Source organism: Pseudomonas sp. HD57-3 (assembly GCF_056113135.1).
This window is the reverse complement of sequence record NZ_CM148568.1, coordinates 4,316,830-4,337,690: the sequence shown is the minus strand read 5'-3', so window position 1 is coordinate 4,337,690 and position 20,861 is coordinate 4,316,830. Positions and strand designations below refer to the sequence as shown.

Here is a 20,861-nt window from a genome sequence, read left to right as displayed (position 1 = left end):
GCAAAACTGCGGCCATGATAAAGCTTTCTCGGCGGGGCGGCGAAGCGGATGTTTCCCGCGCCCGTCTTGATGCGAGCAGGTGTCCTTCAGCGTGGCATGTAGCCCAGTTGCCAGCGTCGCGGAATTTTCAGCGTCAGCAGCCCAAGAACGCCGGCAAACAGACCGCTGACCAACATCGCCTTGAGTCCCAGATGATGTTCCAGCACCGCCCCCAGAATGGCGCCGACCAGCATCCCGCTCCACGGCACCAGTTGCACCCGCCAGCCACTTCTCCGTTCGCCGAGCACCCAGCGCCCCAATCCCCGACCGAATCGGGACAGGGCGCCGGTGACGTACGTCAGCCCGACCGGCAGGCCGTTCACTTCTTCCACCGCCGCGTTGAGCATGCCCATCGCGATGATCGCCGCCAGCAGGGCCGGCAGTTGCGTGTCAAAGGGCCAGGCTGCCAAACAGAGCAGGGCGGCGATGGATAGCAGCAATGGCAGCGCCCGCCGACCACCCAGCCGACTGACCACGACACCCAGTGCATTACCGACAATGAACGTGGCGACCAGCAGGATCAGCCTTAATGTCAGTGCGCTGTCGCCATCACTGATCGCCACCGCCAGCCGCGTGGTGTTGCCGCTCATGAAGGAAACGAAATCGCCGCTGGCCATGAAGCCGATGGCGTCGGTCATGCCGGCCAGTACCGACAGGCTGGCAACCAGCGCCAGCCCCACACGGCCGCGCCATTTCTGTATACGGAGATGTCCGGGGCTGGCGCGGTGAGTCGAGGTGGAAGGCAGCATCGAGGCAGCGTCCTTGAGCGGGGTTTACGGTTCTATGCCATACAGATCGCAGTACTCCAGCCAGTCCATCCCGGCCATTTCCGCCACTTCGCGATGCACTTCCAAGCGTTGCGCCTGATACTCCTCGGGCGTCGCGGCGGTGAGCTGCAGCGTCAGTTCCCAGGCAAACAGACCCTGGCTTTCGGCCTCGGCTTCGAAGGCTTCGTGCAGGCGTTCTTCGCGGTACTGCGCCTGGGTTTCGCCCTTGGCCTGGGCCAGCAGCGGGTTGAGGTGGTCAAGGGCTTCGCGCAGTTCCGGGCGCGCATCGAGAAACAGTTTCAGGGCCTGTTCGTGTCGCTGGTCAGTAGGCGCCATGGGCTTTCCTTGTAAGGCTGATGACCGTTAATGTGCCGCAGCGGCCGGTATGTGTCGCGTTCTAAATGCAGTAAAGCAGAACGATTTTTGGCGTTGCGGTGATACAGTCCGGTTTTTTCCGAATGAGCGAATGCAATGCGAATGCTGATGGTGGCACTGGCGGCAACCCTGCTGGCCGGTTGCGCGGGTTCGGCGATGGAAGACGCCCGCACGCAAACCCCTTACAAGACCCTGAATTCGGACAAACCCGAAAAAGTCGTGGCCCAGTGCGTGCAATTCGCCTGGCAGGACGAAGCGGTGTTCGGCGTGGACGCAGCGGCGTATCTGCAACCGGGCAAGAAGGGCGGTTCGACGGTCTACACGCGCTCGGCGGAGTCGTTTGTCGACCTGACCACGGATGCGTCCGGCACCGTGCTGAATTACTACGCGCAGAAGGATGATTTTGTGGCCAAGCGCCGCTTGGCAGCGCTGGCCACTTGTCTGTAACGGGCAGGTGAATGCGCTGACGCTACGCGACCCTCGCCAGCCTGCAGGCGAGGGTCGCTGAATTCAATCAATCAAACGCTTCTGGAAGAAATGCCGCTTGTGCCCCAGCGGATAATCCACAATCTCGCCACACTCGGTATACCCCAGTTTTTTGTAGAACCCGGGCGCCTGAAAATCAAAGGTATCGAGCCAGATCCCCACGCAGTCTTTTTCCCGGGCGAATTCCTCGACCATGTTCATCAGCTTCGAGCCGATGCCCTGTCCCCGGCCTTCTTCCGGCACCGCCAGCAACTCGATAAACAGCCACCGATAGAACGTGTGCCCATAGAGGCCACCGAGGATCGCGTCGTTATCGTCGCGCACCAGCAACGCGACCGGTTCGTACAGCGAAGGCCCGGCTTTGGCGATGTTGTGGGCACGCAGGGGCGCCAGGATGGCTGCGCGCTGTTCTTCGGTGGGGTCCTGTGACAGCTCGATCCGCAACGTCATGTTGTCTTCCTTGTAGTAATGAATCGGCAGCCTAGCGCGCCGCAGCCGATTGAAGCAATCGCTTGGAACCGTCGCTCCTGCGCCGGGGTCTAGCCCTTTAGGGCGTCCATCCGGAACGCGTTTGCCTGGGAGATTCCATGAACATTTTCGAAGCCCTGCGTGAAAGCCACGATCGTCAGCGGACCTACGCGAAATCGTTGATCAAGACCAGCGGTGACACCCCGGAAAGGGTGGAGGCCTACAAGCAACTGAAGGCTGAGCTTCAGGCCCACGAAACGGCCGAAGAGCGCCACTTCTATATCCCGCTGATGGAGTTCGACAACGGTGTCGATCTCAGCCGCCATGCCATCGCCGAACACCATGAAATGGACGAAATGATGGAAGAACTCGACGAGACCGAGATGTCCAGTCCGGCATGGTTGGCCACGGCGAAAAAGCTTTCGGAGAAGGTCCATCACCACTTGCAGGAAGAAGAGCAGAAATTCTTCCAGATGGCCGGCAAGTTGCTCGATGACAAGCAAAAGGTACAGCTCGCCGGGCAGTATCAAAAGGAGTTCGAGGCGCAGCTTCCCTGAACCGGTAAATGTGGGTTTTTGTAATAACGCGGTGTAGTCCTTTTGCCCTTCGTTGGGTGAGCGTCGTCGCAATACACTGTGTTTATATACAGTATTTTCGGCGTTTTTCGAGTTTCGCCGAGGCAGACTGCGACAAAACCGCCGATGGACAAAAAATCCCCCTCCGTTAGCTTGAAGGCCTCTCCTCGGACAGGAGAGTTCTTAAATCAACGGAGTGAAAAACATGAACCAACCACAAGCTCAAACCCAACTGCGACACGGTCGCGTCATTTCCCCTGCAAGCCGCGGCGCGGTGGCCATCGAGCAAGGATTGCTCGGCGGCTGGCAGGTCAATGAAATGGAAGGCGGCAAGAACTTCCCGGCACTCGCGGCCGGTCCGTTCCCGGCGCCATTCGAAAGCGACAACCCGAGCGTCGTACCGCCGGCTGACGGCTATATTCTCAGTGGCGGCAAGAACGACGCACGTGATTGTGTGAACTTCACCGCAGAAGAAATGAGCAAGAAACTCGGGCGTCCGTTCTCCTGGCCGCTGCTCAATGTCACCCCCGGTCAGACCCTTGAGGTCAAATGGGAGTACACCGCACCGCACACCACCCGCGGTTATCGCTGGCTGATCACCAAGGATGGCTGGGACCCGAAACAACGAATCACCCGAGCGCAACTGGAAGCGCAACCGTTCGCCGAGGATTTCTATCCGCAAGTGCCGTACTACAGTCATTCGGCGGAATTGAAAGCCAAGGTCAACCACGCCGTGAAACTTCCGGGCAACAAGCAGGGTCATCACGTCATCGTCCTGATGTGGATCGTCGCCAACACCGGCAACGCCTTCTATCAGGCCTTCGATGTGGACTTCAAATAGGCCCGCACCGTCAAACCCACACGTTCTGAAGGATTAGAACATGTCAAACATCGACTTCACCCTATTGAAAAACCAGGCCAGCGACGCGGCGTCGCTGATGCCGACTCTTGCCAGCAAGAAGATCCTGATGGGCTTCTGGCACAATTGGCCGGCGGGCCCGAGCGATGGTTACCAGCGCGGCCAGTTCGCCAACATCGCGCTGGAAAACGTGCCGAAGGAATACAACGTGGTCGCGGTGGCCTTCATGAAGGGCAGCGGGATTCCGACCTTCAAGCCGTTCAACGTTTCCGATGCGGAGTTCCGTCGTCAGGTCGGCGTGCTCAACAGTCAGGGGCGGGCCGTGCTGATTTCCCTGGGCGGTGCCGATGCGCACATCGAGTTGCGCGCCGGTCAGGAGCAGCCGCTGGCCAACGAAATCATCCGTCTGGTGGAAACCTACGGCTTCGACGGCCTGGACATCGATCTTGAACAGAGCGCGATTGATTTCGCTGCCAACAAGACCGTCCTGCCGGCCGCGCTGAAGCTGGTCAAGGATCACTATGCAGGCCAAGGCAAGCATTTCATCATCAGCATGGCACCGGAGTTTCCGTACCTGACCACCTCCGGCAAATACGTCGGTTACCTGCAGGCGCTGGAAGGCTATTACGACTTCATCGCTCCGCAGTTCTACAACCAGGGCGGCGACGGGGTCTGGGTGCCGGAAGCCAATAACGGCAACGGAGCGTGGATTGCCCAGAACAACGACGCGATGAAAGAGGACTTCCTCTATTACCTGACCGAGAGCCTGGTGACCGGTACTCGCGGTTTCACCAAGATCCCGGCGGACAAGTTCGTCATCGGCCTGCCGGCCAACGTCGATGCCGCCGCCACCGGTTACGTGATCGACAAGACCGTGGTCGGCAACGCGATGAAACGCCTGGCGGTAAAAGGACATCCGATCAAGGGCCTGATGACCTGGTCGGTGAACTGGGACAACGGCACCAGCAAGGATCGCGTGCCGTACAACTGGGAATTCAGTCGGCGTTATGGACCACTGATTCACGGGGCGCCGTCTGCGGCGCAGGGCGCTGATGCAGCAACTGTGAACGTGGCACATCAGTAGTCAATGAACGAAAAGCCCGGTAGCGCTGCCGGGCTTTTTTTTCGTCGGCGGTTCGCATCATTTCACCTACCATGGCCATCTTCCGATGACAAAAAAGGATCAGGCGTCATGTCCAACACAGCCGAGCGGGTCAACATCGTCGATACCCAGGTGTTGTCCCACGACTGGTATCTGCTGAAGAAAATCACCTTCGACTATCACCGCAACAACGGTGACTGGCAGCGTCAGACGCGCGAGGTTTACGACCGTGGCAATGGCGCGGCGATTCTGCTGTTCAACCGCGAGCATCGCACCGTGGTTCTGACTCGACAGTTCCGCCTGCCGGTGTTCATCAACGGTCACGACGGTTTGCTGATTGAAGTGGCGGCCGGACTGCTTGAAGGCGCGGCGCCGGAGCAGCGCATCCGCGACGAAGCCGAGGAAGAAACCGGTTACCGCGTGCATGACGTGAAGAAGGTGTTCGAGGCCTACATGAGCCCCGGCTCGGTGACCGAGAAACTGCACTTTTTCATCGCCGAGTACGATGCCTCGTCAAAGGTCAGTGAGGGGGGCGGTCTGGAAGAGGAAACCGAAGAACTTGAAGTGCTGGAGTGGCGTTTCGACGACGCGCTGGCGGCGTTCCAGCGCGGCGAGATCTGCGATGCCAAGACCATCATGCTGCTGCAATACGCGGCGATGAATAACCTGTTCGGCGGTTAAAACAGATCGCCGGTTTTACCGATGTCCGACCACTGGCCACCCTCCAGGGTCAGCAAGCGCTCTTTGGATTCAAGGCCTCCGGCAAACCCGGTCAGTTTTCCTGAGGCGCCGATGACTCGATGGCACGGCGCAATGATCGAAATCGGATTGCGCCCGTTCGCCGCGCCGACGGCGCGCACTGCGCTCGGGTGGCCAATCTGCTCGGCGATCTGGCTGTAGGTGCGGGTTTCGCCAAACGGAATGGTCAGCAACGCGGCCCAGACCTTTTTCTGGAACTCGGTGCCGGCAAAGTCCAGCTCCAGATCGAACGCGTTTCGCGTTCCTGCAAAATATTCTTCCAGCTGACGCGCGGTTTTCAGCAGCACCGGATTGTCCGGTGCTTCGCTCATCGGCCCAATGCGCACCCGGTTAGGCTTGTCGTTTTCCCAGAGGATGGCGGCCAGACGTGAGCCGTTCGCGACCAGCTTCAACTCGCCGACAGGCGAGGGCAGGGTGATGAACGTGTAGGCCATGGGAAAAACTCCGGTACGGGGGCGAAAACTGCGCCCAGCATACTGCCGGATCGGGGAGGCGCAAACCGTAATCGCGACCATACTGGCTGATGCTCTTGAAGCGCTTTCCTACCTTATAAAAAGAAGAGACCGACTCATGAAGTACGAACCTTTTGCCAAATCGCTGATTGCGACCTCATTGGCGCTCAGCTGCCTCATGGCTCACGCCGCCTCGGTTGCCCCGGTTGCTGCCGAAAACGGCATGGTGGTCACCGCCCAGCACCTGGCGACTCACGTGGGTGTCGACGTGTTGAAAAGTGGCGGCAACGCGGTGGATGCGGCGGTCGCCGTGGGTTATGCACTGGCGGTGGTTTACCCGGCGGCGGGCAACCTCGGTGGTGGTGGTTTCATGACCATTCAACTGGCGGACGGACGCAAGACCTTCCTCGACTTCCGCGAAAAAGCCCCGCTGGCCGCGACGGCCAACATGTACCTCGACAAGGACGGCAATGTCATTCCGGACCTGAGTACCCGTGGCCACCTCGCGGTCGGCGTTCCGGGCACCGTGTCCGGCATGGAGCTGGCGCTGAGCAAGTACGGCACCAAACCGCGCAAGGAAATGATCGCTCCAGCCATCAAACTCGCCGAAGACGGGTTTGAACTGGAACAGGGTGACGTCGAGCTGCTGGAGTATGCGACCGACGTGTTCAAGAAGGACATCAAGGATTCCGGCGCGATCTTCCTGAGCAACGGCGAGCCGATGCAGGTCGGGCAGAAACTGGTGCAGAAGGACCTGGGCAAGACCCTGCGCACCATTTCCGAAAAAGGCGCCGACGGTTTCTACAAAGGCTGGGTGGCCGACGCCATCGTCACCTCCAGTCAGGCCAACAAGGGCATCATCACCCAGGCCGACCTCGACAAATACAAGACCCGTGAACTGGCCCCGGTGGAGTGCGACTATCGCGGCTATCACGTTGTGTCCGCACCGCCGCCAAGCTCCGGCGGGGTGGTGATCTGCCAGATCATGAACATTCTCGAAGGCTATCCGATGAAGGATCTGGGTTTCCATTCGGCGCAGGGCATGCACTACCAGATCGAGGCGATGCGCCACGCGTACGTGGATCGCAACAGCTATCTGGGCGACCCGGATTTCGTGAAAAACCCGATCGAACACCTGCTGGACAAGAACTACGCGACCAAGCTGCGTAACGCGATCCAGCCGCAGAAGGCCGGTGTGTCGGCGGAACTCAAACCCGGCGTCGCGCCCCATGAAGGCAGCAACACCACGCACTATTCGATCGTCGACAAATGGGGCAACGCTGTATCGGTCACCTACACCCTCAACGACTGGTTCGGTGCGGGCGTGATGGCGAGCAAGACCGGGGTGATCCTCAACGATGAAATGGACGACTTCACTTCCAAGGTCGGCGTGCCGAACATGTACGGCCTGGTGCAGGGCGAAGCCAACGCCATCGCTCCCGGCAAGGCACCGTTGTCATCAATGAGCCCGACTATCGTCACCAAGGACGGCAAAGTGGTGATGGTGGTCGGTACGCCGGGTGGCAGTCGCATCATCACCGCGACCTTGCTGACCATGCTCAACGTCATCGACTACGGCATGGGCCTGCAGGAAGCGGTTGACGCGCCACGTTTCCACCAGCAGTGGATGCCGGAAGAAACCAACCTCGAAGACTTCGCCGCCAGCCCCGACACGAAGAAGATTCTCGAGAGTTGGGGCCATAAGTTCGCGGGTCCGCAGGACGCCAACCACATCGCCGCGATTCTGGTCGGTGCACCGTCGCTGGGTGGTAAACCGGTCGGCAAGAACCGCTTCTACGGCGCCAACGATCCACGGCGCAACACCGGGTTGTCATTGGGTTACTGAGCAGAGTAAAAAGGGGGCGGGCACACGTCCGCCCCTGTCTCAAGGACCGTTCAAGGAAGGCTCACCATGACCACCGCATTGCTGATCATCGATGTCCAGCGCGCCCTGTGCACAGGCGAATACGAATGCCACGACATCAAACGGGTGATCGATACCATCAACGGCCTCAGCGCCCGCGCGCGTCAATCGGGTGTGCCGGTGGTGCTGATCCAGCACAACGAAAAGGACAGTCCGTTAGCTCACGGTGCCGAAGGCTGGCAACTGGCTGACGGCCTGGCCACCACACCCGGCGATCTGCGCGTCGACAAGACTGCGAACGACTCGTTCTACCAGACCAACCTGCAGAAACTGATCCCCCGGGAAGACTTCGACCGCCTGGTGATATGCGGTCTGCAAACCGATTACTGCGTCAACGCCACCGTGCGTCAGGCCCATCAACTGGGCTACGACGTGGAGCTGGCGGCCGATGCGCACTCCACCGTCGACAACGGCAACATGAGCGCCGAAGACATCATCGCCGAACACAACAAGGACTGGGCGCACCTGACCGGTTCCGTGGCGCGGATCGATGTTAAGCCGGCGGCCGAAATTACGTTCTGACTCTTTCTTGCGCAAGAGCCCGGTTGTCCGCGAGCAACCAGTGAAAAATCCAGAGCATCGACAGCCCGGGCCCGGCATACTGCCGCCGCCTCAGGAATGGAATCTGTCGATGCTCGCTTTCAATATTCGTCACGCCTTGCTGCTGACCTCTCTCGTATTTGCTACCTCCTCGCACGCTGCCAGTTTTGACTGTGCTGGCGCTTCCAGCCCGGTTGAAAAAGCCGTTTGTGCGGATCCGTATACCTCGAGTCTCGATGAGAAACTCGGGGCGCTCTGGCGGACAACGTTGGCGCAGGTAGCTGATCCGCAAGCGCTCAAGGCTGATCAGCGTTCATGGTTGAAACAACGCAATCAATGCGCTGCCAATAGCTCCTGCCTGCGCCGTGAATATTTGATGCGTCTGAAAGCGCTTGAATACGTGGCCAAGCCTTTCAGCTGGGATGCCACCTGGCAGATGATTCCGTGGGGCGTTTCATCGGCGGCAGAAGTCACAACCAAGCGTGTGGACGCCACGCATATTGCCTTTGATGTTTCTGCGTCAAATGGTGGCAACTCTGGTGACATGGACGGTGTGGCCACAATTGACGGTGCCGTAGCGCATTTCGCTGAAGGCAACTGCACCCTGAAGTTCAGCGCGCTCAACGGTTTGCTGGATGTTGATTCCGATGGCGGTGAGGGGGCTTGTGGTGGCGGGATGGGCGTTTACTACGATGGAAGGTATGTGGCATCTGACCAACCGATCGCGATTGAATACGACTTGCTGAGCCTTGGTGTTGTGCGTACGCAGCAAGAAGATCTGGCATTACGCACGTTGCTCAAAAATGACTATCAGACGCTGCTGCAAAATAGCGGCTCAATGGCAGCCGGCGAGACCTCTGGTGATGTGCCGGGGAGTGAGGTCAATGAGTTCTGGCTGCGAGGCCTGGCTTCCAGCAACGCGGCGATTCTGATGAGCGCGCCGGGCGGCCGAGTTTGGCTGGTGTTATTGGTTTTCGATGAGCAACGCAAAGTCAGGGCGCGGTATTACACCAACGTTCCCAAATGGAAAAAGCGGGTGCCTGATGTGCTGCTGGCATGGCGTGAACGTTTGGCGGGGGATGCGACACTACCTCTGGACCTGATGCCCTGACTCTCCCGTTCAGGTCGCAAACATCAACCTGCGAACATCACTCACCGGCTCGGACACCGCTCCGCTCAACACCAACCGCGTAATCGTCTCCGCCGCCACCGCAAAATCCTCATCCTGCGGCACCTCCCGTCCAGTGATGCGCCCCATCTGCCAGCCAATGTTGGTATAGGTGCGCGTCGCCGACCAGATAAACAGCATCAGATGCTCTGGATCGACCGGCGCCAGCAGCCCGCGGTCGATCCAGCTGCGCAGACACTCGACATTACGCCTTGCCTCGCCGTGCAGCAGGTCGCGGCATTCGTCGGGCAACTGGCGGCCACCGAGCAGCAACTCTCCGCTGAAAACCTTGGCGATCGCCGGATGCTCGCGGGCAATGCGGATACGGGCGGCGACGTAGGCGCGCAGGCCGATCAGCGGATCATCACTCTCGCGCAGCACCGCCGAGGCTTCCAGCAACGGTTCGACGAAGCCGAGCAGCACTTTGCCGTAAAGGTTTTCCTTGCTCTGGAAGTAGTAATACAGGTTGGCCTTGGGCACACCGGCACGGGCAGCGATGTCGCGGGTCTGGGTCGCGTCGAAGCCGTTGGCGGCGAATTCTTCACTGGCGGCGGCCAGGATCAGTTGCTGGTTGCGTTCGCGGATGCTGCTCATGGACGGCATGGAGGGTCTGGCCATTTCGGGTTCGCAATATACAAAACTATATAGCGAATAAGCCAGCGAACTCGCTCCTCAGCGCTATGCTGGTTTCAATTTCGGTAACCTCAGGAAAATCACAATGACCCTTCAAGCTCTTCGCGCCACGACGGTTCACCTCGACGCGGTGGCGAAGCTGTTCGACGGCTATCGCGGTTTCTATGGCCAGCCGTCAAATCTCGAGCAATCGCGGACCTTCATCGCCGAACGCATGGCCTTTAATGAATCGGCGATTTTTCTGGTTGAGGATGAAAGCGGTGAGGCGCTGGGATTCGTGCAGCTGTATCCGACGTTTTCCTCGATTGATGCCCATCGCACCTGGTTGCTCAGCGACCTGTTCACCACGCCGGCCGCCCGGGGCCGTGGAGTGGGGCGACTATTGATGAACACCGCCCGCGACTTCGCCGTCGAAACCGGCGCCAAGGGATTGGTGCTGGAAACCGCCACCGACAATTTCACCGCCCAGGGTTTGTACGAATCGCTCGGTTGGGTACGTGACACCGGCTATTACACCTACCTGCTGGACTTGCGGCAGGGCTGATCCGCTCAGTCGGCCCTCAGCAACCGCTCGATCTGCGCCAGCTCCCAGGTGCTGAGCAGGCTGACCGGGTCGGTGCCGAAACGCTGAGTCGTGTCGAGTCGCCACACCCGATCTTCCGGGCACCGGCATTGCAGGCAGTGGTGCAGGCGCTGACCGTCAAAGTCGAGCAACAGCTGCCAGCCTTCGATCTCGACCGAGATCTGGCCGGGCCCGGATTCCTGCGCAACACGCTGTAGCGCGCAAACCTCCAACGCAGCATCGCGCAAGCGCTGGCAGACTTCGCGAGTGGATAGCGGTGACATGTTCAACCCCGTTGATCGATGGAGCGCGCAAGCATAGAGCGCCAACCCCTTCCTGTCAGTGATCACTGGCCCACGCCGGAGCATTTGCGTAACATCCGCAACCCTCTTTTTCCGCGGCGCTCTTTTGCGCAAATGCATGCGGCCGCACCCGTCGGCCGCTCTGTCAGGTAAGCCATGAAACCGATTCGTCTGCGCGCCGATGTCCTGGCCGGACTCACCACCTCGTTTGCCCTGTTGCCCGAATGCATTGCGTTTGCGCTGGTGGCTCACCTCAACCCGCTGATGGGCCTGTACGGCGCCTTCATCATTTGCACGCTGACCGCGTTGTTGGGTGGTCGTCCCGGCATGATTTCCGGCGCGGCCGGTTCGATGGCGGTGGTGATCGTCGCGCTGGTGGTGCAGCACGGCGTGCAGTACCTGTTGGCGACGGTGTTGCTCGGCGGTTTGATCATGATGGCGTTCGGACTGTTACGGCTGGGCAAACTGGTGCGCATGGTGCCGCACCCGGTGATGCTCGGGTTCGTCAACGGTCTGGCGATCATCATTGCGCTGGCGCAACTGGAGCATTTCAAGAGCGGTGAGCAGTGGCTCAGCGGCACGCCGCTGTACCTGATGACCGGGCTGGTGCTGCTGACCATGGCCATCGTCTACATCCTGCCGCGCCTGACCCGTTCCGTGCCGCCGGCGCTGGTCGCGATCCTCGGCGTCGGCTTGCTGGTTTACCTGCTCGGTCTGCCGACCCGCACCCTCGGCGACATGGCGCACATCGCCGGCGGCCTGCCGAAGTTTGCGCTACCGGACATCCCGTGGACGCTGGACACCCTGCGCATCATCGCGCCTTACGCGATTCTGATGGCGCTGGTCGGCCTGCTGGAAACCCTGCTGACTCTCAACCTCACCGACGAAATCACCGAAACCCGTGGCTACCCGGATCGCGAGTGCGTGGCGCTGGGCGCAGCAAACGTGGTTTCCGGTGCATTTGGTGGCATGGGCGGTTGCGCGATGATCGGCCAGACCGTGATCAACCTCAGTTCCGGCGGACGCGGGCGCTTGTCCGGGATTGTTGCCGGTGTGCTGATCCTGTTGTTCATTCTGTTTCTGTCGCCGCTGATCGAGCGGATTCCACTGGCGGCGCTGGTGGGGGTGATGTTCGTGGTGTCGCAGCAGACGTTTGCCTGGGCTTCGCTGCGGGTATTGAACAAAGTGCCGCTCAACGATGTGCTGGTGATCATCGCGGTGACGACCATCACCGTGTTTACCGACCTGGCTACGGCTGTGCTGTGCGGGATCATTATCGCGGCGCTGAATTTTGCCTGGCAGCAAGCGCGCGAGTTGTACGCTGATGAGCATCTGGAAGCGGACGGCAGCAAACTCTATCGCCTGCACGGCACGCTGTTCTTTGCCTCGACCACGCCGTTCCTCAATCAGTTCGACCCGGCCAGTGACCCGCAACGGGTGACGCTGGATTGCCGGCACCTGAGTTTTGTCGATTACTCGGCCATCGCCGCGCTGAAAACCTTGCGCGAACGCTACGCCAAGGCCGGCAAGCATTTGCAGGTGTTTCACCTGTCCGAGCGCTGCAAGAAGTTGCTGAAACGCGCCGGGGTCGATCACGACTGAGATCGACCCCGGTCACTGGTCAGGCATCGATGGCGGGGAAGTCGATATCGGTCAGCGCCACGTTGTTCAGGTAGTTGGTGAGGGTTTGCGCGGCGACGACGGCGATCACTTCGATGATCTTCTTGTCGTCGATGCCGGCGGCGCGGGCGGCGGCAATCTGCTCATCGTTCAGATGACCACGGGTTTCGGTCAGTTGATGGGCGAGGGTGGCAAAAGCATTCAACCGACCGTGACGCGCTTCGATGATTTCTTCTGCTGCCAGCCCGGCCTTGCTGGCGAACAGGGTGTGCGCCGCCAGGCAATAGTCGCAACCGTTGACTTGCGAGGTGGCCAGATACACCGCCTCTTTTTCCTTGGCGCTCAGTGAGGTCTTGCCCAAGGTTGCCGAGATTTGCACGTAGGCATCCAGCGCGACAGGTGCGACGGCGAGGGTCTTGAACAGGTTGGGCAGGAAGCCGATTTTTTTCTGCACGCCTTCAAGTGTCGGGCGAGTGGCGTCGGTGGCGGTTTCGAGGCTGAGAGGGGCGATGCGGCTCATGGTGATTCTCCGAAATTCCGGTGCGAAGTGCGCCGGGGATGGAGTGAATGCTACGGAGCGCGGCTGGTGCTTTGGGTGCAAATCGTCGAGGATATGCGACAGATCGTCCAAACCTGTCCTTGCGAGAATCAGTCATGGATCGCCTTTCTACGTTGCTCAGCCATTTCGGCGTCAATGCCGGCACTTTTCACAGCGGCACGTTCTGCGGTGTGAGCGCCTACGGCGGCGATCAGGTGTGCGGGCATGTGCACCTGTTGCAGGCGGGGGAGCTGTTGCTCAAACCCGGGAGTGATCCTGAAATTTCGCTCAACGAACCGACCCTGATCTTTTTCCCGCGTCCGATGGCCCATCGCTTGTTCGCCAACGAAGCCATGGGCACGCAACTGGTGTGCGCTTCACTGACCTTCGGCGGCGGTGCGGGCAATGCTTTGGCGGCAGCGCTGCCGGATTATCTGGTGCTGAAACTCGCCGACCTCCCGGAAATGGCCAACACCCTGGAGTGGCTGTTCAAGGAAGCTTTCGACGGACACTGCGGGCGTGAAGCGGTGATGGACCGATTGTTCGAATTGCTGGTGATTCTGTTGTTGCGCCATTTAATCAGCAGTCGCAACCAGCAGCCGGGCATGATGGCCGGGCTGGCCGATCCGAAGATTTCCCGAGCCTTGAACCTGATGCACGACCAGCCGGCCAAGGCCTGGAGCGTCGCCGAGCTGGCGAGTGCCGCCAATCTGTCCCGCGCCGGTTTCGCCGAACACTTCCGGCGGGTGGTGGGGCAGACGCCGGTGGATTATCTGGTGAGCTGGCGGATCAGCCTCGCGCAGAAACGCCTGCGTCAGGGACGGCCGATTGCGTTGATCGCCGAAGAGGTCGGTTATGAAAGTCCGTCGGCGCTGGCCCGGGCGTTTCGGCGCAAGACCGGGCTCAGCCCGCGCGAATGGAAATCCGGTGCGAGCTGAAGACTATTTGGCGAATTTCTTCGCCCCGGCCACGCACAGGATCACCCCTAATGTCACGACCAGCATGCCAACGCTGACGTGCTCGTGCAGTAGGGTCGCGGCCAGTGCCAGGCCGAAAAACGGTTGCAGCAGTTGCAGCTGACCGACCGCCGCAATCCCGCCCTGAGCCAGCCCGCGATACCAGAACACAAAACCGATCAGCATGCTGAACAGCGAAACGTAAGCCAGACACACCCACGCCGACACGCTGATACCGCTGAACGAAGCGGGCGCCAGCCACACGCTCAGCACGGCCATCACCGGCAACGACAACACCAGCGCCCAGCAGATCACCTGCCAGCCGCCGAGGGTGCGCGACAGTTTTGCGCCTTCGGCGTAACCGAGGCCGCAGGCGAGGATCGCCGCTAGCATCAGCAGATCCCCGGTCGGCGAAGCGGTCAGCCCTTGCGAGATCGCAAAACCGACCACCAGCGAACTGCCCAGCACCGAAAAAATCCAGAACACCGGACGCGGCCGTTCACCGCCGCGCAACACGCCGAAAATCGCCGTCGCCAGCGGCAGTAGTCCTACAAATACAATGGAATGCGCCGACGTCACGTATTGCAGCGCCAGGGCCGTCAACAACGGAAACCCCACAACCACGCCCAGCGCGACGATCAGCAATGACAACCACTGATCCCGCGCCGGACGGCGTTCGCGAAACAGCCACAATAGGCACAACGCCAGGGCGCCGGCGATGGTCGCGCGGATGACGGTGAGAAACACCGGGTCGAATTCCAGCACCGCCAGCCGCGTGGCCGGCAGCGAGCCGCTGAAGATCACGACGCCGATGAAGCCATTGATCCAGCCACTGGTTTTTTCCAGGGCCGGGGTGCCGAGTTGGGTGGTTCGTTCCATACGCGTTGCGCTCAAAGGTGGGTTGCGTTGAAGCAATCCTAGGGACGAGAATCAGCACAATCAAAGAATTGTCATGGATACAGCCCGACATGCCGCGCTCCCGATACAAGACCCTCGCCGACACGTATGCCGCCGACATTCGCGCCGGCCGATTGCTGCCCGGCACTCGCTTACCGACTCACCGGCAATTGGCGGCCAGCGAAGGGCTGGCGCTGGTCACGGCTTCGCGGGTGTATGCCGAGCTTGAGGCCATGGGCCTGGTCAGTGGCGAAGCCGGACGCGGCACGTTTGTGCGGGAAACGTCATTGTTGCCGGGGCAGGGCATCGATCAGAAAGACGTCGCGGTCGGCATGATCGACCTCAACTTCAACTACCCGTCATTGCCAGGTCAGGCCGAGTTGCTGCGCACCGCGTTGCGGCAACTGGCGCTTTCCGGCGACCTTGAAGCGCTGCTGCGCTATCAGCCCCACGCCGGTCGCCAGCATGAACGGGCCTCGGTGGCGCGGCATCTGCAAACACGGGGTTTGAGTATCGAGGCCGAGCAGGTGCTGATCGTCAACGGCGCGCAGCAAGGGCTGGCGGTGACGCTGATGGCGCTGCTCAAGCCCGGCGATGTGATCGCTGCCGACGCCTTGACCTATTCGGGATTCAAAGTGCTGGCCGAAGCGCTGCACCTGGAAGTGGTGGCGATTCCCGTCAATGAGCAGGGCCCCGATCTGGCGGCCTTAGACAAACTCTGCCGCCAACGACCCGTGCGTGCGGTTTACAGCATGCCGACCCTGCACAATCCACTGGGCTGGGTGATGCCTTTGGAGCAACGTGAGGATTTGATCGAGATTGCCCGCCGGCATGATCTGACGATCATTGAGGATGCAGCCTACGCCTTTCTGGTCGATAGCCCACCACCGCCGTTGGCCGATCTGGCGCCGGAACGCACGGTCTACGTGTCGGGCCTGTCGAAAAACATCGCCACTGGCCTGCGTGTCGGCTTCATCGCCGCGCCGGTCGAACAGGTGGCAGCACTGGAACGGATCATCCGCGCGACCACCTGGAACACCCCCGGCGTGATGACCGCCATCGCCTGCGGCTGGCTCGACGATGGCACCGTCACCTTGCTTGAAGCGCAAAAGCGCAGCGACGCCCAGGCTCGGCAAGCTCTGGCTACGCAGATTCTGGAAGGCCTCCCAACCGTGGGCCATTCCTCTTCATATTTCCTTTGGTTGCCGCTGCCGGAAGATGTGCGGGCCGACCACATCGTGGTCGAATTGATGCAGGAACAGGTTTCCGTTACCACCGCCGAACCTTTCACCGTGTCTACCCATGTGCCCCACGCGATTCGTCTGGCGCTGGGCTCGGTGGACATGCTTGTCCTGCGTCAAGCCTTGCTCAAAGTCCGCAAGGTCGTGGGCGCCTACCTGTAGCGCAACTTGCCGCGCACGATTACCCTTGGCGCCGCCGACGATCTGGAAAACCCTGATGAAAAACGCTGCATTAACGTTCGCCCTGATCCTCAACGCAGGCCTGCTCAGCACGCCAGCACTGGCTGCCGGTGACGCCGAGGCCGGCGCCAAAATCTTCCCGCGCCTGTGCGGCGGCTGCCACCAGGTCGGCGAATCCGCCCGCCCGGGCTTCGGCCCGGAACTCAACGGTATCATCGGTCGCCCGGCCGGGACGTCGGCGAATTACGTGTATTCCGACGCGATGAAAAACTCCGGCTTGACCTGGGATCGTGAAACGCTGACGGCGTATCTGAAGGACCCGAAGGGCGTGGTGCCGGGGACGCGGATGATCTTCTGGGGGCTGAGTGATGAAGAGAAGATCGATAATTTGTTGGCGTATCTTCAGACGTTTTCTCAGTAATGAAGATCCGGTGCGGGAGCTGCGCAAGGCAGCTCTCGTGTGAAGTCCGGGTTCAAACCTGGCGCTCGGCTTGCCCGGCAAACCACCCCATCACCACCGCACAAGCCGGATGCGCAGCCGCCGACGGCTGCAAGCACAACGAATAAATCCCCCCGGTTTTCAGCGGTTGCCCGAACGGCACCACCAGCACGCCACGCTCGATGGATTCCGCCGCCAGCGTCATGTCTGTCACTGCCACACCCAATCCCCGTGCCGCCGCGTCCAATGCCAGTTCATCGAGGTTGAACGGGATGTGCCGGTAATCGTCCAGCGGTTGGCCGTCGTTCGCCGCCAGCCATTCGATCCACGCCTGACGATCCGCCGAGCGATGCAGCAGCGGGAAGCGCAGCAGTTCTTCCACTGAGCGCGGCGCATCGGCAAGGCTCGGGGCGCAGACCGGCACCAGGGTTTCCTGAAACAGGGTCAGGCAATCCGGATCGCTCGATGCCGTCGGCAGGTAAAGGATGTAGGCGTCGCTGTCGCTGGTCGGTTCGACGATTTCGGTGGCGACGGTTTCGATCGCCAGTGAAATCTCGGGATGGCGCAGGTAAAAGTCGCTGAGTTTCGGCAACAACCAGCGCACCGCCAACGACACATGCATGCGAATCCGGAACGGGCGTTTCTGAGGAGTGAGGCGTTCTTCGAGGGTTTTCAGTTGCTCGAAAATGTTCCGTGCGCTGGCCAGAACCTGCTCGCCTTCCGGGGTCAGGTGCAGGCTGCGGCTGGTGCGCAAGAACAACGGGACGTTGAAATGGCTTTCCAGCTGCTGGATCTGCCGGCTGACGGCGCTTTGAGTCAGGCACAGCTTCTGCGCGGCCAGGGTGAAGCTGCCGGAGTTGGCGACCTCTACCAGCGCCTGCATGGCTTGCAGCGACGGGATGTGGCGAATTTTATCCATGCGTTTTCCGAATGGTTCGATGATTTCTTAGCGTTGGTGAGGCGTTCGAAGACCTTATAGATTCTAGCTCTGGCGGTGGTCTTCACCACGTTGGCATGCGATTCACGCATGGCCACGGTTGGAAGGCAAACCGCCGAACGATCGTCGAATGAGGTGAAGCATGGAAAATGTCTGTGGCTGGATCGCGCAAACCGCAAGCGCTGCGGAGCGTGTTCGCCTGAGCGGCGCGCAAAAGGCCGATTGGCTGGTGATCGGCGCCGGAATCACCGGTCTCAGCGCCGCCCATCATCTGGCCGAGATGCACCCGCAGGCACGGATTGTCGTGGTTGATCGTCAGCGAGCGGCGCAGGGCGCTTCGGCGCGCAATTCGGGTTTTGTCGTCGCCCATGAACATCCGACGGACAACGAATTGATCGGCGGGCAGGGCTTTGCCGGATTTGAAGTCGACACGATGATTTCCCGCGCGGCCAGTGAAGAAGTCCGACAGCGCATTGCCCGGCACGCCATCGATTGCGACTTGCGCGACAGCGGCTATTTCTTTGCGGTCAACGATCCGGCGAAGCTCAATCAGGTCGATGCCAAACTCGCCACGCTGCGGGTGCTCGGTGCCCGCGCGGAGTTTCTGCAAGGCGAAGAACTGACCCGCAAACTCGGCACCCATCACTATCAGGCTGCGATCTGGTGCGGCAACGGCAACGCGCTGTTGCAACCGGCCAAATACGTGAAGGGTTTGCTCGATGCACTCCCGGACAATGTCAGCGTGTATGAAAACACCGACATCACGGGGCTCGAGCGTTTGGGTCAGGGTCGGATTCGGGCCAATTCACTTGATGGCAGCATCGAGGCAGGAAAAGTTCTGGTCTGCCTGAACGCCTTCATTCCACGGGTCGGCATCGATGACAGCGCCACGTTTCCGATGGAGCTGAGCGCCAGCCTCACGCGCCCGCTCACGGATCAGGAGTTCGCCGCCATCGGGGCCGTTGAACCGTGGGGCGTGCTCTCGACCCGACCCTTGGGCGCCACGGTTCGGCTCACACCAGATCGCCGAGTGATGATCCGCAACACCGCCGAATACCGCACGCGAGACCTCTCCAACAGCGAACTTGCGCTGCGTCGGCAACACCATGTCCGGGGTTTGCAACGGCGCTTCCCGTTCCTCGGCGAGCACGACATCCAATACACCTGGACCGGCCATTTGAGCGCGACCCGCAGCGGTCAGGCGTATTTCGACCAGGTGGAAGAGGGCGTGTTTGCCGTCGCCGGTTGCAACGGCTCGGGCGTGGCGCGCGGAACCTTGTGGGGGCGACTGCTGGCGGAACTGGCATGCGGCGTCGATTCGCCACTGCTGCAATCGGTGAGGCAACGGGCCCAGCCCGGCTGGCTGCCGCCGCGACCTTTCTTCGATATCGGCGCCATGTTGCGCATGCGCGTGGAGGCGGTCAGGGCCAGAACAGAAATCTGAAATTTCGCACATCCCACAAGAACAAAAGCCACTCAATTCAGGTGACAGAACATGCGCGTCCATACACTTTCCTTGGCGGTCTTGCTCTCAACCGGTTCAGGGTTCGCCCTGGCCGATGAAACCGTCAACATCTCCAACTGGAGCAGTTACATCGCCGACGGCACCCTGGCGAACTTCACCAAAGACACCGGCATCAAGGCCACTTACGACATCCACGACAGCAACGAAGTACTGGAATCGAAGTTGATGACCGGCAATACCGGTTACGACGTGGTCAGCCCGTCGAACCACTTTCTGTCGCGGCTGATCAAGGCGGGCGCCATTCAGAAACTCGACAAGTCGCAACTGTCGAACTGGAAGAATCTCGATCCGCAGTTGATGCAGAAACTCGAAGTCAACGATCCGGGCAATCAATACGGTTATCCGTACATGTGGGGCACCGCCGGTATCGGTTACAACGTCGAGAAGATCAAGGCGATCTTCGGCAACACCGATGTCACGCGTTCGTGGAAGCTGTTTTTCGAAGAGGACAACATCAAGAAGTTGAGCCAGTGCGGCGTAGCGATCATCGACAACCCGACGCAAGTGTTGCCGATCACGCTCAACTATCTGGGCTTGCCGCCGCACAGCCACGAATCGGCGGATTACAAAAAGGCCGAAGCCGCCTTGTTCAAGATTCGCCCATACGTGCAGTACTTCCATACGTCCAAGTACATCAGCGATCTGGCCAACGGGAATGTTTGCGCGGTGATTGGCTTCAACGGTGATGTTGTGCAGGCGGCTGCCAGTGCCCGGGAAGCGAAGAACGGTATCGACATCGCTTATTCGATTCCCGACGAAGGCACGACCTTGTGGTTCGACATGGTGGTCATGCCGAAAAACGCGCCCCATGAAAAGAATGGCTACACCTACATGAACTATCTGCTTGAGCCGAAGGTGATCGCCAACATCAGTAACGGCATTCACTACGCCAACCCCAACGCGGCGGCCGATGAGTTTCTGACGCCGGCGGTGAAACAGGATCTGGCGATCTATCCGCCCAAAGCGGTGATGGACAAGTTGTTCACCGTGGAAGAACTGCCGGCGGCGATTGCCCGACTGACGACGCGCTTGTGGACCCGGCTTAAAACCAACACTTGAATATGAAAGATGGCCTGGTTTGATACTAATGCGCCATCACTTGCGGTAAAGTGCGCGCCGCCCGAGAGACGGATCCCGGGCGTTTTCCCATGGAGTCTTGAAGTGAAATACCTCAGCAAAGTCGTCGCCGCCGCCCTGATTGGTGCGGTTCTGGCAGGTTGCACCGGCACCCCGATGAACACCAGACAATACGACAGCAGCCAATACACCGTGATTGGCCACAGCGAAGCCACCGCCACCGGTCTGCTGCTGTTCGGCGTCATCCCGATCCAGCAAAACAACCGTTTCGTCCGCGCCCAGACTGCCGCGATCAAAGCCAAGGGCGGCGACGCCATGATCAACACCCAGGTTCAGGAAAACTGGTTCTGGGCATGGGTCCTGACCGGTTACACCACCAAGATCTCCGGTGACGTGGTCAAACTGAAAACCGCGCAATAAGCGCCGGTTGGACGTGAAAA

The 20,861-nt window shown here is 60.3% G+C and carries 24 protein-coding genes and 1 pseudogene; 16 read left to right on the top strand and 9 right to left on the bottom strand.

Annotation, left to right across the window (positions count from 1 at the left end; genetic code table 11):
* Positions 1–86 precede the first annotated feature (86 nt).
* Both AC0R79_RS19565 and AC0R79_RS19560 read right to left on the bottom strand, forming a co-directional pair.
* Positions 87–788, bottom strand: coding sequence for a YoaK family protein (locus AC0R79_RS19565; RefSeq protein ID WP_474731364.1), 702 nt, complete (start codon positions 786–788; stop codon positions 87–89).
* 24 nt (positions 789–812) lie between these two features.
* The gene (locus AC0R79_RS19560) at positions 813–1,142 is read right to left on the bottom strand and encodes a DUF6388 family protein (protein ID WP_007958215.1); all 330 of its coding nucleotides are present in this window, start codon (positions 1,140–1,142) and stop codon (positions 813–815) included.
* 135 nt (positions 1,143–1,277) lie between these two features.
* Here AC0R79_RS19560 and AC0R79_RS19555 point away from each other — a divergent pair, with 135 nt between their 5' ends.
* Positions 1,278–1,628 carry a hypothetical protein gene (locus AC0R79_RS19555; protein ID WP_007958217.1) on the top strand — a complete coding sequence of 117 codons (351 nt, stop codon included), beginning with the start codon at positions 1,278–1,280 and terminating at the stop codon, positions 1,626–1,628.
* Between the two features lie 63 nt (positions 1,629–1,691).
* Here the strand turns inward: AC0R79_RS19555 and AC0R79_RS19550 are convergent, their stop codons facing one another.
* Complete coding sequence (locus tag AC0R79_RS19550; protein ID WP_011334932.1) at positions 1,692–2,117, bottom strand: GNAT family N-acetyltransferase; 426 nt, start codon at positions 2,115–2,117, stop codon at positions 1,692–1,694.
* Between the two features lie 137 nt (positions 2,118–2,254).
* Between AC0R79_RS19550 and AC0R79_RS19545 the strand changes: the two genes are divergently transcribed.
* From AC0R79_RS19545 to AC0R79_RS19530, 4 genes and pseudogenes are all read left to right on the top strand, one after another.
* Positions 2,255–2,692, top strand: coding sequence for a hemerythrin domain-containing protein (locus AC0R79_RS19545; protein ID WP_085602548.1), 438 nt, complete (start codon positions 2,255–2,257; stop codon positions 2,690–2,692).
* A gap of 223 nt (positions 2,693–2,915) precedes the next feature.
* Entirely contained in the window at positions 2,916–3,551 is a 636-nt protein-coding gene (locus AC0R79_RS19540; protein WP_007958235.1) for a lytic polysaccharide monooxygenase auxiliary activity family 9 protein, read from the top strand.
* A gap of 40 nt (positions 3,552–3,591) precedes the next feature.
* Positions 3,592–4,617, top strand: a pseudogene (locus AC0R79_RS19535) (chitinase); the annotation flags it as partial.
* A 144-nt stretch (positions 4,618–4,761) separates the two neighbouring features.
* Positions 4,762–5,352 carry an NUDIX domain-containing protein gene (locus tag AC0R79_RS19530; protein ID WP_127798691.1) on the top strand — a complete coding sequence of 197 codons (591 nt, stop codon included), beginning with the start codon at positions 4,762–4,764 and terminating at the stop codon, positions 5,350–5,352.
* On the opposite strand, the gene AC0R79_RS19525 is transcribed toward AC0R79_RS19530, so the two are convergent.
* Positions 5,349–5,864: a methylated-DNA--[protein]-cysteine S-methyltransferase gene (locus tag AC0R79_RS19525; RefSeq protein WP_474731361.1), complete on the bottom strand. Its 516-nt coding sequence runs from the start codon at positions 5,862–5,864 to the stop codon at positions 5,349–5,351. The two genes, AC0R79_RS19530 and AC0R79_RS19525, sit on opposite strands and share 4 nt — an antisense overlap.
* 136 nt (positions 5,865–6,000) lie before the next feature.
* Between AC0R79_RS19525 and ggt the strand changes: the two genes are divergently transcribed.
* From ggt to AC0R79_RS19510, 3 genes are all read left to right on the top strand, one after another.
* Complete coding sequence (ggt, locus tag AC0R79_RS19520) at positions 6,001–7,728, top strand: gamma-glutamyltransferase (RefSeq protein ID WP_085746000.1); 1,728 nt, start codon at positions 6,001–6,003, stop codon at positions 7,726–7,728.
* Positions 7,729–7,794: 66 nt separating this feature from the next.
* On the top strand, positions 7,795–8,328 hold the full coding sequence (locus AC0R79_RS19515) for a cysteine hydrolase family protein (RefSeq protein WP_474731359.1): 534 nt from the start codon (positions 7,795–7,797) through the stop codon (positions 8,326–8,328).
* Between the two features lie 109 nt (positions 8,329–8,437).
* The gene (locus AC0R79_RS19510; RefSeq protein WP_474731358.1) at positions 8,438–9,457 is read left to right on the top strand and encodes a lysozyme inhibitor LprI family protein; all 1,020 of its coding nucleotides are present in this window, start codon (positions 8,438–8,440) and stop codon (positions 9,455–9,457) included.
* A gap of 9 nt (positions 9,458–9,466) precedes the next feature.
* Here AC0R79_RS19510 and AC0R79_RS19505 read toward each other — a convergent pair whose 3' ends face one another.
* The gene (locus AC0R79_RS19505) at positions 9,467–10,108 is read right to left on the bottom strand and encodes a TetR/AcrR family transcriptional regulator (RefSeq protein ID WP_164872181.1); all 642 of its coding nucleotides are present in this window, start codon (positions 10,106–10,108) and stop codon (positions 9,467–9,469) included.
* A gap of 124 nt (positions 10,109–10,232) precedes the next feature.
* Here AC0R79_RS19505 and AC0R79_RS19500 point away from each other — a divergent pair, with 124 nt between their 5' ends.
* Positions 10,233–10,691, top strand: coding sequence for a GNAT family N-acetyltransferase (locus tag AC0R79_RS19500; RefSeq protein ID WP_127798681.1), 459 nt, complete (start codon positions 10,233–10,235; stop codon positions 10,689–10,691).
* A gap of 5 nt (positions 10,692–10,696) precedes the next feature.
* Here AC0R79_RS19500 and AC0R79_RS19495 read toward each other — a convergent pair whose 3' ends face one another.
* Positions 10,697–10,993: a DUF7693 family protein gene (locus tag AC0R79_RS19495; protein WP_127798679.1), complete on the bottom strand. Its 297-nt coding sequence runs from the start codon at positions 10,991–10,993 to the stop codon at positions 10,697–10,699.
* 174 nt (positions 10,994–11,167) lie between these two features.
* Between AC0R79_RS19495 and AC0R79_RS19490 the strand changes: the two genes are divergently transcribed.
* On the top strand, positions 11,168–12,613 hold the full coding sequence (locus AC0R79_RS19490) for a SulP family inorganic anion transporter (protein WP_474731356.1): 1,446 nt from the start codon (positions 11,168–11,170) through the stop codon (positions 12,611–12,613).
* Between the two features lie 19 nt (positions 12,614–12,632).
* On the opposite strand, the gene AC0R79_RS19485 is transcribed toward AC0R79_RS19490, so the two are convergent.
* On the bottom strand, positions 12,633–13,151 hold the full coding sequence (locus AC0R79_RS19485; protein ID WP_085746004.1) for a carboxymuconolactone decarboxylase family protein: 519 nt from the start codon (positions 13,149–13,151) through the stop codon (positions 12,633–12,635).
* A 134-nt stretch (positions 13,152–13,285) separates the two neighbouring features.
* Here AC0R79_RS19485 and AC0R79_RS19480 point away from each other — a divergent pair, with 134 nt between their 5' ends.
* Positions 13,286–14,107 carry a cupin domain-containing protein gene (locus AC0R79_RS19480; protein ID WP_474731353.1) on the top strand — a complete coding sequence of 274 codons (822 nt, stop codon included), beginning with the start codon at positions 13,286–13,288 and terminating at the stop codon, positions 14,105–14,107.
* A 3-nt stretch (positions 14,108–14,110) separates the two neighbouring features.
* Here AC0R79_RS19480 and AC0R79_RS19475 read toward each other — a convergent pair whose 3' ends face one another.
* Positions 14,111–15,004 carry a DMT family transporter gene (locus AC0R79_RS19475; RefSeq protein WP_085602576.1) on the bottom strand — a complete coding sequence of 298 codons (894 nt, stop codon included), beginning with the start codon at positions 15,002–15,004 and terminating at the stop codon, positions 14,111–14,113.
* Between the two features lie 89 nt (positions 15,005–15,093).
* Between AC0R79_RS19475 and AC0R79_RS19470 the strand changes: the two genes are divergently transcribed.
* Entirely contained in the window at positions 15,094–16,425 is a 1,332-nt protein-coding gene (locus tag AC0R79_RS19470) for an aminotransferase-like domain-containing protein (protein ID WP_474731350.1), read from the top strand.
* 55 nt (positions 16,426–16,480) lie between these two features.
* Positions 16,481–16,864: a c-type cytochrome gene (locus tag AC0R79_RS19465; protein ID WP_375747430.1), complete on the top strand. Its 384-nt coding sequence runs from the start codon at positions 16,481–16,483 to the stop codon at positions 16,862–16,864.
* Between the two features lie 52 nt (positions 16,865–16,916).
* On the opposite strand, the gene AC0R79_RS19460 is transcribed toward AC0R79_RS19465, so the two are convergent.
* Positions 16,917–17,801 (bottom strand): LysR substrate-binding domain-containing protein, encoded by an 885-nt coding sequence (locus tag AC0R79_RS19460; RefSeq protein ID WP_474731348.1) that lies wholly within the window; start codon positions 17,799–17,801, stop codon positions 16,917–16,919.
* Between the two features lie 160 nt (positions 17,802–17,961).
* Here AC0R79_RS19460 and AC0R79_RS19455 point away from each other — a divergent pair, with 160 nt between their 5' ends.
* From AC0R79_RS19455 to AC0R79_RS19445, 3 genes are all read left to right on the top strand, one after another.
* The gene (locus AC0R79_RS19455; protein WP_474731346.1) at positions 17,962–19,263 is read left to right on the top strand and encodes an NAD(P)/FAD-dependent oxidoreductase; all 1,302 of its coding nucleotides are present in this window, start codon (positions 17,962–17,964) and stop codon (positions 19,261–19,263) included.
* Positions 19,264–19,314: 51 nt separating this feature from the next.
* Positions 19,315–20,403 (top strand): polyamine ABC transporter substrate-binding protein, encoded by a 1,089-nt coding sequence (locus tag AC0R79_RS19450; RefSeq protein WP_474731344.1) that lies wholly within the window; start codon positions 19,315–19,317, stop codon positions 20,401–20,403.
* 102 nt (positions 20,404–20,505) lie between these two features.
* Positions 20,506–20,841: a hypothetical protein gene (locus AC0R79_RS19445; protein WP_375747426.1), complete on the top strand. Its 336-nt coding sequence runs from the start codon at positions 20,506–20,508 to the stop codon at positions 20,839–20,841.
* Positions 20,842–20,861: the final 20 nt, after the last annotated feature.